16 protein-coding genes are annotated in these 11,709 nt (G+C 71.4%); 10 read left to right on the top strand and 6 right to left on the bottom strand.

Annotation, left to right across the window (positions count from 1 at the left end):
• Nucleotides 1–1,884: an ABC-F family ATP-binding cassette domain-containing protein gene (locus G537_RS0126860; protein WP_026872725.1), complete on the bottom strand. Its 1,884-nt coding sequence runs from the start codon at nucleotides 1,882–1,884 to the stop codon at nucleotides 1–3.
• Between the two features lie 117 nt (nucleotides 1,885–2,001).
• Here G537_RS0126860 and ndk point away from each other — a divergent pair, with 117 nt between their 5' ends.
• A complete protein-coding gene (gene ndk / locus G537_RS0126855) occupies nucleotides 2,002–2,421 on the top strand; it encodes a nucleoside-diphosphate kinase (protein ID WP_026872724.1) in 420 nt (139 codons plus the stop codon).
• Nucleotides 2,422–2,531: 110 nt separating this feature from the next.
• Here the strand turns inward: ndk and G537_RS43180 are convergent, their stop codons facing one another.
• The 3 genes from G537_RS43180 to purM all read right to left on the bottom strand — a co-directional run bounded on the left by G537_RS43180 (nucleotide 2,532) and on the right by purM (nucleotide 4,517).
• Entirely contained in the window at nucleotides 2,532–2,675 is a 144-nt protein-coding gene (locus tag G537_RS43180) for an aa3-type cytochrome c oxidase subunit IV (RefSeq protein WP_211230521.1), read from the bottom strand.
• 124 nt (nucleotides 2,676–2,799) lie between these two features.
• Complete coding sequence (gene purN / locus G537_RS0126845) at nucleotides 2,800–3,447, bottom strand: phosphoribosylglycinamide formyltransferase (RefSeq protein ID WP_026872723.1); 648 nt, start codon at nucleotides 3,445–3,447, stop codon at nucleotides 2,800–2,802.
• Nucleotides 3,435–4,517: a phosphoribosylformylglycinamidine cyclo-ligase gene (gene purM, locus G537_RS0126840; protein ID WP_034853163.1), complete on the bottom strand. Its 1,083-nt coding sequence runs from the start codon at nucleotides 4,515–4,517 to the stop codon at nucleotides 3,435–3,437. Before purM ends, purN begins: the two co-directional genes overlap by 13 nt.
• An 86-nt stretch (nucleotides 4,518–4,603) precedes the next feature.
• On the opposite strand from purM, the gene G537_RS0126835 reads away from it, so the two are divergent.
• Genes G537_RS0126835 through G537_RS0126820 form a run of 4 tightly spaced genes read left to right on the top strand, consistent with a single transcriptional unit; the run spans nucleotide 4,604 to nucleotide 7,745 of the window.
• Complete coding sequence (locus tag G537_RS0126835) at nucleotides 4,604–5,326, top strand: hypothetical protein (protein ID WP_026872721.1); 723 nt, start codon at nucleotides 4,604–4,606, stop codon at nucleotides 5,324–5,326.
• A gap of 39 nt (nucleotides 5,327–5,365) precedes the next feature.
• Complete coding sequence (locus G537_RS40130) at nucleotides 5,366–5,932, top strand: CDP-alcohol phosphatidyltransferase family protein (RefSeq protein WP_034853162.1); 567 nt, start codon at nucleotides 5,366–5,368, stop codon at nucleotides 5,930–5,932.
• The gene (locus G537_RS40125; protein WP_051249185.1) at nucleotides 5,929–7,023 is read left to right on the top strand and encodes an AI-2E family transporter; all 1,095 of its coding nucleotides are present in this window, start codon (nucleotides 5,929–5,931) and stop codon (nucleotides 7,021–7,023) included. Before G537_RS40130 ends, G537_RS40125 begins: the two co-directional genes overlap by 4 nt.
• Nucleotides 7,020–7,745, top strand: a complete 726-nt coding sequence (locus G537_RS0126820) for an HdaA/DnaA family protein (protein ID WP_051249184.1) — start codon at nucleotides 7,020–7,022, stop codon at nucleotides 7,743–7,745. The genes G537_RS40125 and G537_RS0126820 overlap by 4 nt, the downstream gene beginning before the upstream one ends.
• Before the next feature lie 323 nt (nucleotides 7,746–8,068).
• Here G537_RS0126820 and pdeM read toward each other — a convergent pair whose 3' ends face one another.
• Entirely contained in the window at nucleotides 8,069–8,776 is a 708-nt protein-coding gene (pdeM, locus tag G537_RS0126815) for a ligase-associated DNA damage response endonuclease PdeM (protein ID WP_034853161.1), read from the bottom strand.
• A gap of 162 nt (nucleotides 8,777–8,938) precedes the next feature.
• On the opposite strand from pdeM, the gene G537_RS0126810 reads away from it, so the two are divergent.
• From G537_RS0126810 to G537_RS0126790, 5 genes are read left to right on the top strand one after another with little or no spacing between them, the layout of a single operon-like run.
• Nucleotides 8,939–9,376 carry a hypothetical protein gene (locus G537_RS0126810; protein ID WP_051249183.1) on the top strand — a complete coding sequence of 146 codons (438 nt, stop codon included), beginning with the start codon at nucleotides 8,939–8,941 and terminating at the stop codon, nucleotides 9,374–9,376.
• 21 nt (nucleotides 9,377–9,397) lie between these two features.
• Nucleotides 9,398–9,700 carry a hypothetical protein gene (locus tag G537_RS40120; RefSeq protein ID WP_051249182.1) on the top strand — a complete coding sequence of 101 codons (303 nt, stop codon included), beginning with the start codon at nucleotides 9,398–9,400 and terminating at the stop codon, nucleotides 9,698–9,700.
• A 31-nt stretch (nucleotides 9,701–9,731) separates the two neighbouring features.
• The gene (locus tag G537_RS0126800) at nucleotides 9,732–10,301 is read left to right on the top strand and encodes a sigma-70 family RNA polymerase sigma factor (RefSeq protein WP_026872717.1); all 570 of its coding nucleotides are present in this window, start codon (nucleotides 9,732–9,734) and stop codon (nucleotides 10,299–10,301) included.
• Nucleotides 10,298–10,705 carry a hypothetical protein gene (locus G537_RS40115; protein ID WP_051249180.1) on the top strand — a complete coding sequence of 136 codons (408 nt, stop codon included), beginning with the start codon at nucleotides 10,298–10,300 and terminating at the stop codon, nucleotides 10,703–10,705. The genes G537_RS0126800 and G537_RS40115 overlap by 4 nt, the downstream gene beginning before the upstream one ends.
• Nucleotides 10,702–11,148, top strand: a complete 447-nt coding sequence (locus G537_RS0126790; protein WP_162146154.1) for a periplasmic heavy metal sensor — start codon at nucleotides 10,702–10,704, stop codon at nucleotides 11,146–11,148. Before G537_RS40115 ends, G537_RS0126790 begins: the two co-directional genes overlap by 4 nt.
• A gap of 278 nt (nucleotides 11,149–11,426) precedes the next feature.
• Here G537_RS0126790 and G537_RS0126785 read toward each other — a convergent pair.
• Nucleotides 11,427–11,709 (bottom strand): transposase (locus tag G537_RS0126785; protein WP_026872715.1); only part of this gene is annotated, 283 nt, incomplete at its 5' end.

The raw sequence follows: 11,709 nt of genomic DNA, 5'->3' as shown, positions 1-11,709 counted from the left end.
TCAGCCTGCCAGCGCCTGCGCCTCCTCCAGCCGGCTGTTGGCCTCCAGCCAAGCCTCCTCGGCGGCGTCCAGCCTGGTCTGCACGTCGTGCAGCGCGATCTGCTGCTCCGTCGCCGCGGCCGGGTTGCTGTAGAGCGTGCCGTCGGCCAGCTTCGCCTCGATCTTCTGCTTCTCCCGCTCCAGCGCCTGAATCCGCCTCTCGATCTCGCGGATCTCCTGGCGCAGCGGGGCCAGCTGGGCGCGGGCCTCGGCGGCGGCGCGGCGCTGCTCCCTGCGGTCGGCCTGGCTCGCCTTCTCGGCCTGGCGCCCCGCGCGCTCCTGCCGCCGCTGCTCGGCCAGGAGGCGGCGGTAGTCGTCGAGGTCGCCGTCGAAGGGCCGCACCGCGCCGTCCTTGACCAGCAGCAGCCGGTCGGCGGTCAGCTCGATCAGATGCGGGTCGTGGGTGATCAGCACCACCGCGCCGTCATACTCGTTCAGCGCCTGCACCAGCGCCTGGCGGCTGTCGACGTCGAGATGGTTGGTCGGCTCGTCGAGCAGCAGCAGCTGCGGCGCCTCGCGCGCCATCAGGGCCAGCAGCAGCCGCGCCTTCTCGCCGCCCGACATGTCGCCGATCCGGGTCTCGGCGCGGCGCTGGACGAAGCCGAAGCGGCCGAGATGGGCGCGGATCTTCTCGTCGGTCGCGTCCGGCATGACCCGCCGCGCCTGGGCGATGGCGTTCAGCGACAGGTCCAGCTCCTCCGCCTGGTGCTGGGCGAAGTAGCCGACCTTGAGCTTGTTGGATTTGCGCAGGGCCCCAGCCATCGGCTGCAGCCGGCCGGCGAACAGCTTGGCCAGGGTCGACTTGCCGTTGCCGTTGGCGCCGAGCAGCGCGATGCGGTCGTCCATGTCGATCCGCAGGTCGACATTCTTCAGCACCGGCTGGCCGTCATAGCCGACCGCCACCTTGTCCAGCACCAGGATCGGCGGCGACAGCTCCTCCGGCTGCGGAAAGTCGAAGCTGATCGACTGGTCCTCGACCAGCGCCACGATCGGCTCCATCTTCTCCAGCGCCTTCATACGGCTCTGCGCCTGGCGCGCCTTGGTGGCCTTGGCCTTGAACCGGTCGATGAAGCTCTGCATGTGGGCGCGCTGGGCGATCTGCCGCTTCTGCAGCGCCGCCAGATGCTCCAGCCGCATCCGCCGGGTGCGCTCGAACTGGTCGTAGCCGCCGCTGTAGGCGGTCAGCTTCCCGGCCTCGAGATGGATGGTCATGTCGACCACCCGGTTCAGCAGGTCGCGGTCGTGGCTGACCATCAGCACGGTGTGCGGATAGGCCTTCAGCCAGCCCTCCAGCCACAGCGTCGCCTCGAGGTCGAGATGGTTGGTGGGTTCGTCGAGAAGAAGAAGATCGGGCTGGAGGAAGAGCGTCGCGGCCAGCGCCACGCGCATGCGCATGCCGCCGGACAGGTCGCCGACCGGCTGCGCCTGGGCCTCGGTGTCGAAGCCGAGGCCGGCCAGGATGGTGGCGGCGCGGGCCGGGGCGGTGTGCGCGTCGATGTCGGCGAGGCGGGTGTGGATCTCGCCGATCCGGTGCGGATCCTCGGCGATCTCGGCCTCCGCCAGCAGGCTGGCGCGCTCGGTGTCCGCGGCCAGCACGGTGTCGAGCAGGCTGGCAGGGCCGGACGGCGCCTCCTGGGCCACGCTGGCCATGCGCCAGCGCGCCGGGATGCCGATCTGGCCGCCGTCCAGCGCGATCTCCTGCCGGATGGCGCGCAGCAGGGTCGACTTGCCGGTGCCGTTGTGGCCGACCAGCCCGGCCTTGTGCCCGGCCGGCACCGACACCGAGGCGGAGTCGAGCAGGGTGCGGCCGGCGATGCGGATGGTGACGTCCTGGATCTGAAGCATGGCGGCGCGGTGATAGCACGGGAATCGGGATTTCGCGCGCTCCGGTTGCCGGATCGGGGCCGCCCGTCTATAAGGCCGCGCAATTCCGATCGCCAACGCCTGAAAACCGAGGACTCCATGGCCGAGCGCACCCTGTCCATCATCAAGCCGGACGCCACCCGCCGCAACCTGACCGGCAAGATCAACGCCAAGTTCGAAGAGGCCGGCCTGCGCATCGTCGCGCAGAAGCGGATCCAGCTGACCCGCGCCCAGGCCGAGGCGTTCTACGCCGTGCACAAGGAGCGGCCGTTCTTCAACGACCTCTGCAGCTTCATGATCTCGGGCCCGGTCGTGGTCCAGGTGTTGGAGGGCGACAACGCCGTGGCCCGCAACCGCGAGGTGATGGGCGCCACCAACCCGGCCAACGCCGCCCCGGGCACGATCCGCAAGGAGTTCGCGGAATCGATCGAGGCGAACTCGGTGCACGGCTCCGATTCGCTGGAGAACGCGGCGATCGAGATCGCCTTCTTCTTCGCCGGCACCGAGATCGTCGGCTGATCCGGCGCGCCGCCGCCATCCACCCGAGCGGGGATGGCGGCGGCCCTGTTCGGCAACGAAAAAGGGCCGGTCCCGCGGGGCCGGCCCTTTTCTCTTGCGCGCTGCGAAGCTCAGAGCAGGAACAGCGCCATGCCGATCAGCAGGATGGCCACGGCAACGATGCCCCAGGTGCTGAAGCGGACGAAGCTGGCATACATCTGCTTGCGCGAAGCCAGCAGTTCATCCGGAACCTGATTCGAGCCTTCGCTGGCCATCGCGCCCATCCTCATCCGCTTTCGTATGTTTGCGATCGAGGCACCATTTACGGATGCCCCCAAGCCTTGTCCAGTGAAATAGGGTTTAATTGTCGCAGGGTCGATTGGCCTTTGTGACAAGGATTCACAAGGGGTTGCGAAGCGCCCCTGCGGCGGCGGGAACGCCGTCGATCCGGACCCGGCCGCCGTCGATCCTGACCCGTCCCTCGGCCATCCAGCGCAGCGCCAGCGGATAGCAGCGGTGCTCCTCCGCCAGGATGCGCGCCGCCAGGCTGGCGGCGTCGTCGTCGTCGAGCACCGGGACCGCCGCCTGGACCAGAATCGGCCCGTCATCGACCACCGGACGGACGATATGGACGGTGCAGCCGGCCAGCTTGACCCCGGCGGCCAGCGCCCGTGCATGGGTGTCGAGGCCGGGGAAGGCCGGCAGCAGGGAGGGGTGGATGTTGAGGATGCGGTCCTGCCAGCGCCCGACGAAATCGGCGCTCAGCACCCGCATGAAGCCGGCCAGGCAGATCAACTCGACCCCGGCATTTCGCAGCGCCGCGTCCATCGCCGCCTCGAACCCGGCCTTCGAGCCGTAGGCCTTGCGATCGACCACGGCGGTGGCGAGGCCGCGTTCGGACGCGACGGCCAGGCCGCCGGCATCGGGGATGTCGGACAGCACGAGCGCGATCTCGGCCGGGAAGTCCGGCGCGGCGCAGGCCTCGGCCAGGGCCGCCATGTTGCTGCCCCGGCCGGAGATGAGAACTCCGACCTTCAGACGGCCCATGCCGCCTCCGCGCCCGCGATCGCCACCGAATGGGCCGGATCGGCGACGACCCGGCCGATCCGGTGCACGGTCTCGCCCTGGTCCGTCAGCAGCGCCGACAGCGCCTCGGCCCGGTCCGGCGCCACGATCACCACCATGCCGATGCCGCAGTTGAAGGTGCGGGCCATCTCCGCCGCGCTGAGGTCGCCTTGCGCCTTCAGCCAGCGGAACACCGGGGGCAGGGGCCAGGCGCCGGCGTCGAGGGCGGCGCCCAGCCCGTCCGGCAGCACCCGCGGGATGTTCTCGGTCAACCCGCCGCCGGTGATGTGCGCCATGGCGTGGACGCCGCCGGCGCGGATGGCCGCGAGGGTGCTCTTCACATAGATCCGGGTCGGGGTCAGGAACGCCTCGCCGACCGAGGTGTCGTTGGCGAAGGGCGCCGGGGCGTCCCAGGACAGGCCGGCCTCGGCCACGGTGCGGCGGACCAGCGAATAGCCGTTCGAATGCACGCCGGTCGAGGAAAGGCCCAGCACCACGTCGCCGTCGCGCACGTCGCGGCCGGTCAGGGCCTGGTCGCGCTCGACCGCGCCGACGGCGAAGCCGGCCAGGTCGTAGTCGCCGGCGGCGTACATGCCCGGCATCTCCGCCGTCTCGCCGCCGATCAGGGCGCAGCCTGCCTGGCGGCAGCCCTCGGCGATGCCGCGCAACACGCCGCCGCCGACAGAGCGGTCGAGCTTGCCGGAGGCGAAGTAGTCGAGGAAGAACAGCGGCTCGGCGCCCTGCACCACCAGGTCGTTGACGCACATGGCGACGAGGTCGATGCCGACCGTGTCGTGCCGGCCGGTCTCGATCGCCACCTTCAGCTTGGTGCCGACGCCGTCGGTCGCGGCGACCAGGATCGGATCGCGGAAGCCGGCGGCCTTGGGGTCGAACAGCGCGCCGAAGCCGCCCAGCCCTTCCATCATGCCGCGGCGGCGGGTGCTCTCGGCCAGGGGCTTGATGTCGCCGACGAAGGCCTCGCCCTCGGCGATGTTCACGCCGGCCCGGGCATAGGCGTCGGAGCTGTCCTTGGGGTCGACCGGCGGGCACATGATGACCTCGCAAAGAGGGGTGCTATATAAGGACGGATTATCCGTGCGGATGGGCGCGGACCATAGCGGAACCGGAAGGCTTTGCAATGATGCTTCGCATCGGATCGACCCTGGCTCTGGCGGCTGCGGTGCTCTGTGCCGAGCTGGCGCCGGTCCGCGCCCAGACCCCGACACCCGGCGGGGCGCCGATCGCGGGCAGCGCCTCCGGCTACTCCGTCGACAACGTCGCGGTCGAGGCGACCGCCGCGAACGCGACCGAGGCCCGCACCAAGGCTTTCGCCCAGGGCCCGCGCAAGGCGCTGCAGCAGCTGCTGCAGCAGATCGGCGCCGATCCGGGCCGCGTCTCCGGCATGTCCGACGCCGATGTCGAGCGGCTGGTGCAGAGCTTCCAGGTGAAGTCCGAGCAGACCGCGCCCGGGCGCTACGCCGCCACCCTGGCCTACACCTTTCGCAGCGCCGGGGTGCAGCAGCTGCTGGGCAGCGGTGCGCCGCAGATCACCACGACCACGCCCGGTGCACCCGGGACCCTGCCGCAGCCCGGAGCTGCGCCCGGTTTCGTGGCGCGGGGATCCGTCACCGTCGTGGTGCCGATCGCGGCGCCGGCGGACTGGTACGACGTCCAGGGCCGGCTGACCCGCCTCGGCGGCATGGTCAGTTCCTCGCTGGTCAGCCTGACGGCGCGGCAGGCGGTGCTGGAGCTGCGCTTCCCGGGCGACCAGACCCAGCTCAACCAGATCCTGGCGCAGCAGGGCCTGGCGGTCCAGCAGGGCGCCCAGTCGCTCGAGCTGCATCGCACCGGCGGAATGTAGCCCGGCGTGACGACACCTTCATCATCGAGGTCGGTCCCTTTGCGCCGCTTGGTCCGATACCTGCCGAACCTGCTCAGTCTGGCCCGGCTCGCCGTGGCCCCGGTCACCATCTGGCTGATCCTGGACGGACGCCTGGTCACGGCCTTCTGGATGTTCGCGGCGGCGGCGCTGACCGATGCCATCGACGGCATTCTGGCCCGCTGGCTGCAGGCGCGGACGGCGCTGGGCAGCTATCTCGACCCGATCGCCGACAAGTCCCTGCTGGTCGGCACCTATCTCGCCCTGACCTGGATGGCGGCGCTGCCGGTCTGGCTGGTGGCGCTGGTGGTGGCGCGCGACATCGGCCTGGTGCTGGGCGTGGTGGTGCTGCATTTCGCCGGCCGCGGCACCCGTTCGCTGACTCCGTCGATGATCAGCAAGCTCAACACCGTGATGCAGATCGCGCTGGTGGTGCTGGTGATGGCGGCGCCCGGGCTCCATGTCGACGCCAGCGGCGCGATCGCCGTGCTGATCTGGGTGGTGGCGGCGACCACCACGCTCTCGGCGATCGGCTATCTGCGCGAGACCGTCCGCCGCTTCTTCACTCCGGCCGGGGCGCACGCGTGAACGGATCGGCCCAAATCCGCTTCTGGCTGATCGGCTTCGTCGTCTTCTGCCTCCTGGTGTGGCTGCTGCGGGGCGTGCTGGCGCCCTTCGTCACCGGCATGATCATCGCCTACCTGCTGGACCCGGTGTGCGACCGGCTGCAGCGCCTGGGGATGGTGCGCTGGCTGGCGACGACGGTGCTGCTGCTGCTGTTCGTGCTGCTGGCGATCCTGGCCATGCTGATCGTGGTCCCGATCCTGGTGAACCAACTGACCGGCCTGCTCTCGGCCGTGCCCGAGTACGTGGCGCGCGCCGGGGCACGGCTGCAGCCGCTGATCGCCGAGCTGCGCCACCGCGTCTCGGAATCCGACTTCAACGAGATCCAGCGGGCGGTCAGCCAGTATGTCGGCACCGCCGTGTCCTGGGTCGGCACCGTGCTCGGCAGCCTGTGGCAGGGCGGCATGGCCCTGATCGACCTGCTGTCGCTGCTGTTCATCACCCCGGTCGTCGCCTTCTACATGCTGCGCGACTGGGACCACATGGTCGGGGTGATCGACCACAACCTGCCGGTGGCGCATCGCGAGACCATCCGCGGCCTGGGGCGCGAGGTGAACCAGACCCTGTCGCGCTTCATCCGCGGCCAGCTGACCGTCTGCCTGCTGCTGGGCCTGTTCTACGCCATCGCCCTCAGCATGGTCGGGCTGAATTTCGGCCTGCTGGTCGGCCTCGTGACCGGGGTGCTGTCGATCATCCCCTACGTCGGCTCTCTGGTCGGCCTCGTCAGCTCGGTCGGCATCTCGCTCGTCCAGTACGACGACTGGACGATGTGGGCGCTGGTGCTGGGCATCTTCATCCTCGGCCAGTTCCTGGAGGGGAACTTCGTCACCCCGAAGCTGGTCGGCGATTCCGTCGGCCTGCATCCGGTCTGGGTGATCTTCGCGCTGCTCGCCGCCGGCAGCCTGTTCGGCTTCACCGGCGTGATGCTGGCGGTGCCGGTGGCGGCCGTGATCGGCGTGCTGACGCGCTTCGCCCTGCAGCGCTACCGCCAGAGTGCGCTGTACGGGCGGCCACCCGCCGATCCGCCGGACATGGACCTCCCCACCGTCTCATGAGCAAGACTTCCGGAGAGGTGGCGCAGTTCGTCTTCGACCTGTCGCTGCCCCCCGCTTTGGGGCCCGAGGATTTCATCGTCGCCGACAGCAACCGCGAGGCCGCGGAGTGGATCGCGCGCTGGCCGGACTGGCCGGCGCCGGCCCTGGCCCTGCACGGTGCGCCGGGGGCGGGGAAGAGCCATCTGCTCGGCATCTGGGCGCAGCGCGCCGGCGCCCGGCGCCTGACCGGGGCCGATCTGGCCGCGGCGGATCCCGCCGAACTCGCGGCCGACGGGGCGGTGGCGCTGGACGACGCCGACCGGGTGGCCGGCGACGCGGCGGCGGAGCGGGCGCTGTTCCACCTGCACAACCTGCTGAAGGAGGCCGGCGGCTTCCTGCTGCTGGCGGCGCGCGAGCCGCCGGCGCGCTGGCCGGTGGCGCTGCCGGACCTGGCCTCGCGGCTGAAGGCGGCGCCGGCGGTGGGCGTCGGCGAGCCGGACGACGTGCTGCTGGCGCAGGTGCTGGCCAAGCTGTTCGCCGACCGCCAGCTGGCGGTGGGGCCGGAGATCGTGCAGGCGATGCTGGCTCGGATGGAGCGCAGCTTCGCCGAGGCGCGGCGGCTGGTGGGCGAGATCGACGCCGCCAGCCTGGCCCAGGGCCGCTCGATCACCTTGCCGCTGGTGCGCTCGATCCTGGCGGAGGCTGCCCAGCGGCACGGTCCGCATCACCCTCCCATTCGCTGACGCGAACCGGCCCCTCCCTCTCCCCGAGGAGAGGGGAGCTGGGGCCGCACCAACAGGAACAATTAAGCAAGAGAAACCGCATCCGATCGAATCATCAGCGCTATGCCGGGGCCGGTGCCGCCTGGATGGCCACGCCCCTGCGGGCTCGCCATGACGAAATTGGATGGAGTGGGTTGCCGACCGAGAGCAGGCACATGCCCCCATACCGTCATGGCGAGCGAAGCGTGGGCCATCCAGTCGCGCAGCCGGAGCAGGCCTAAGCATTCCGGATGGCCACCCCCCCGGGGGCTCGCCATGACGGGGTGTCGCGGCGGAAAGGGCCGTCAGGCGACGCTGTCGACGAACCGCAGCGCGATCGGCGACAGGCGCGCGCCGGGGAAGCGGTGCAGACCGGTGCGGCCGATCAGCCAGACATGGAAGGCCGGGGCCAGCAGCCCGCGGATGGCGGGATCGAGCACGTCGAGGCCGCCGGTGTAGGCGCCGAAGGCCGGCAGCACCAGCCGGTCCTCATCGGCGACGAAGCAGCGGCCGGTCACGCGGCCGGCGCGGCTGTCGACCGCCGCCTTGGGGTGATAGTGGCCGGAAATCTCGCCGGCGGCGTCCGGCCGGGCGGCGTGGCGGCAGACCAGGCCGTCGACCCGCAGCTCCTCGGTCCGGTCGCCGGGAAGGGAGGCGGGCAGATCCGGATCGTGGTTGCCCAGCACCCAGATCCAGTCGCGCCCTTGCGCCAGCCGGGCCAACGTCGCCAGATCGTCGGCGGCGAGGCGGTCGGCCCCCTCCGAATCATGGAAGCTGTCGCCGAGCGCGACCACCGTTGCCGGATCCAGCCGGTCGATCGCCGCGCCCAGCCGGGCCAGGGTCGCGGTGCTGTCATAGGGCGGCAGCAGGCGGCGCGAGCGCCGCGCCAGCGCCGTCGCCTTCTCCAGATGCAGGTCGGCGACCAGCAGCCAGCGCCGCTCCGGCCACCACAGCACCCCCGACGGGTCGGGGCGGAAGGCGTGGTCGCGGAGCGGGATGGTTCGCGTCGGCATCGTCCGGATGTAGCCCCGAAGCGGGGGCCGAGGCAATGCTCTTGTTCGATTTCTGTTCTTGCTCCGGCGCCGGCAAGACATCCGCGTAGGGACATCCGCCCGGCGGCGTTCAAGCGGCCGTGATCCGGATGATCCGGATGCCAAGCGGAGGAGACAGCAGTCATGCATATCGCCAGAGGGCTCGCCATCGCCCTGGCCGCGGCCGTCCTGGGCGGCGACGCCGCCCAGGCGCAGCAGCCGGGCCGGCTCGCGGACAAGATGTTCGAACGGATCGACGCCGATCACGACGGTGTCCTGACCCGGGCCGAGGTCCAGGCCGTCCGCAGCCGCATGTTCGACCGCCTCGACGCCGACCATGACGGCGTGCTGACGGTCGCCGAGGCCGGGGCAGCCCGGAACCAGGCCCGGTCACGCGCCAGACGGTTCGAGCGCTTCGCCGAAGGGCAGGGCGAACGCCTGGCCGCGCTGGACCGGAACCGCGACGGGCTGGTCTCGCACGACGAGTTCGTGGCCGGGACGTCCTGGTTCGACCGACTCGACACCACCGGCCGCGGCGTCACCAGGGCGCAGTTCGCGGCCGCTATCGCGCAGGCCCGCTGAGACGGGCGGAGAGGAGGGATCATGATCAGGCTCACCATGGCGGCCGTCGTGACAATGGCCGGACTCCTTCTGGCCGCCGGCCCGGCTGCCGCCGACGACTGGTCGCGTAGCTGGACCGGTCCGCACGGGGGAACCCGGACGATCACCGGGCAGTGCGGCAACCACGCCTGCAGCCGTTCGGTCCAGGCCACCGGCCCCGGCGGCCGGTCCTGGTCCCGTTCCGGCGGGGTGGTTCAGGGCCCGTTCCGCAGCTACGGTTACCGCACCGTCACCGGACCCGCTGGCCGAAGCTTCCCGGCCGGCCGGTTCTGGCGCCGGTTCTGACGCCAGTTCTCATCAAGCGCGGAATGGCGGCATGGCGGAGGGGGAGGAGGCTTTGGCCGATGCGGATCTGCTGGTCCGCATCGCCGGGGGGGATCGGCGCGCCTTCGCCGCCCTCATGCGCCGCCATGGCGACAGGGTGCGCGGCCTGGCGCTGGCCTTCGGCGGTCGGGCGGCGGAGGCCGACGACATCGTGCAGGACGTGTTCCTGATGCTGTGGCGGCGGCCCGACGCCTGGACGCCCGGCCAGGCGGCGTTCACGACCTGGCTGTACCGGGTCGTCGCCAATCGCTGCCTGGACCAGGCGCGGCGCCGGCGCCGGCGGCGCTGGCTGCCCTTCGCGGAGGCGCCGGAGCCGGCCGACGACGCGCCCAGCGCGCTGGCCGGGCTGGCCGGCCGAGACCGCCTCGCCGCGGTCGCCCGGATGATCCGGACCCTGCCGGAGCGGCAGCGCCTGGCGCTGCTGCTGGCCGTCCAGGGCGGGCGGAGCAATGCCGAGATCGCCGCCATCCTGGGCGTCAGCGAAGGCGCGGCGGAGCAGCTTCTGGTCCGCGCCCGGCGGACGCTGCGGGCCATGATCGAGGAAAGGGAGACGGAGCCATGACCAGGGCCGAATTGGACGACGCGCTGCTCCGCTTCGGGGCCGATCTCGACCGCTGGCCGCAGAAGCTGGCCGAATCCGCCCGGCGGCTTCTGGCCCAGGATCCGGCGGCGGCGGCGATGCTGGCGCGGTTCGCCGCCTTCGAGGACACGGTCGGCGGCGCGGTCCGCCCGCCGCCCTTCGGCGCCGCGGAGATCGGCCGGATCCTGGCCGCCGTCGAAGCGGAGGAGGGGGCCTGGCGGCCGGGCTGGCGCTTCTGGGCAGCGAGCGCGGGCGCCTCGCTGCTGTCCCTCGCGGCCGGCGCCGTGCTGGTGCTGGCGACGCTGCCCGGCCGCGCCGATCTCGACATGGCGCTCGCGGTCCTCGGGCTGGCGGCCGGCCAAGGTGACATCGGAGGCCTGCTGTGACCGCCGCGCCGCGCCGGAGGACCATGCTGGTCCTCGCCATCGCCCTGGCGGCCTCGCTGTGCCTGAACCTGTTCGCGGGCGGCGCCTGGCTGGCCGGGCGCTGGCTCGACCGCCGCGTGGAGGCCGTCGCCGCCTCGGTGATGCGGCCCTATCCGCCGGAGCTGCGCCGGGACGTGCTGCGCCGGCTGCTGCAGGACCGGGCGGAGCTGCGGGCGGCGGTCGCCGGGCTGCTCGAGGCGCGGCAGCGCATGTTCGCCCTGATGCGGGCCGATCCGCTCGACCGCGCCGCGCTGGAGGAGGCCATGGCCGAGGTCCGGACCAGGACCGGGGCGCTGCAGGCGCTGCTGCAATCCGCCCTGGCCGACAGCCTGATGGAGACTCCGGCGGAGGAGCGCAGGGAGATTCGCTCTCCCGGTCTCGGGCTTCTCGATGATCGGGAGTGATATTGGCGGCTTTTGAGATCGAGTCTTCGGTCCCTTCCCGTCATGGCGAGGCGCGCAGCGCCGTGGCCATCCAGGAATCTGTGCCGCTGGGATGCCACGCCCCCCAATAGGCGTAAGGGGCGGGGCTCGCCATGACGGGTTGGAGCCGGATGAATTGAGGCCCGGTCACGTCACGGCCTGACAGAATGTCGAGCGTCTTCGCATAGCCTCTCCCGCCGGATGCGGGAGAGGTCGGGCTCGCGTTAGCGAGACCGGGTGAGCAACCGTGTTTGGAGGGGTCAGTTTTGGAGAGCGATCCAGGGCTTGTGATCTCTGAGCATGGCGTTGAGGCGGGTGAGGAGCTTTCTGGCGATGGCCAGGAGAGCGAGCTTGGGGGCTTTGCCTCTGGCCCGGAGACGGCTGTAGCAGGCGGCGAGGTCAGAGGAGGAGCGGGTGGCGGAGAGAGCGGCGAGGTAGAGCAGGTTGCGGGGTTCGCGGCGGCCGCCGCGGATGTGGCGTTTGCCGAGCCAAGCGCCGCTCTCTCGGGGATAGGGGGCGGTGCCGGTGATGGCGGCGAGGGCT

Origin of the sequence: Inquilinus limosus DSM 16000, assembly GCF_000423185.1 — a bacterium.
GTDB classification, from domain to species: Bacteria; Pseudomonadota; Alphaproteobacteria; order DSM-16000; family Inquilinaceae; genus Inquilinus; species Inquilinus limosus.
This window is presented reverse-complemented; position numbering and strand designations above follow the sequence as displayed.

What these genes read in the sequence shown, in the direction of transcription:
- G537_RS0126860 (WP_026872725.1), bottom strand. Translation starts at nt 1,884, where the DNA reads ATGCTTCAGATCCAGGACGTCACCATCCGCATCGCCGGCCGCACCCTG.
- ndk (WP_026872724.1), top strand. Translation starts at nt 2,002, where the DNA reads ATGGCCGAGCGCACCCTGTCCATCATCAAGCCGGACGCCACCCGCCGC.
- G537_RS43180 (WP_211230521.1), bottom strand. Translation starts at nt 2,675, where the DNA reads ATGGCCAGCGAAGGCTCGAATCAGGTTCCGGATGAACTGCTGGCTTCG.
- purN (WP_026872723.1), bottom strand. Translation starts at nt 3,447, where the DNA reads ATGGGCCGTCTGAAGGTCGGAGTTCTCATCTCCGGCCGGGGCAGCAAC.
- purM (WP_034853163.1), bottom strand. Translation starts at nt 4,517, where the DNA reads ATGTGCCCGCCGGTCGACCCCAAGGACAGCTCCGACGCCTATGCCCGG.
- G537_RS0126835 (WP_026872721.1), top strand. Translation starts at nt 4,604, where the DNA reads ATGATGCTTCGCATCGGATCGACCCTGGCTCTGGCGGCTGCGGTGCTC.
- G537_RS0126820 (WP_051249184.1), top strand. Translation starts at nt 7,020, where the DNA reads ATGAGCAAGACTTCCGGAGAGGTGGCGCAGTTCGTCTTCGACCTGTCG.
- pdeM (WP_034853161.1), bottom strand. Translation starts at nt 8,776, where the DNA reads ATGCCGACGCGAACCATCCCGCTCCGCGACCACGCCTTCCGCCCCGAC.
- G537_RS0126810 (WP_051249183.1), top strand. Translation starts at nt 8,939, where the DNA reads ATGCATATCGCCAGAGGGCTCGCCATCGCCCTGGCCGCGGCCGTCCTG.
- G537_RS40120 (WP_051249182.1), top strand. Translation starts at nt 9,398, where the DNA reads ATGATCAGGCTCACCATGGCGGCCGTCGTGACAATGGCCGGACTCCTT.
- G537_RS0126800 (WP_026872717.1), top strand. Translation starts at nt 9,732, where the DNA reads ATGGCGGAGGGGGAGGAGGCTTTGGCCGATGCGGATCTGCTGGTCCGC.
- G537_RS40115 (WP_051249180.1), top strand. Translation starts at nt 10,298, where the DNA reads ATGACCAGGGCCGAATTGGACGACGCGCTGCTCCGCTTCGGGGCCGAT.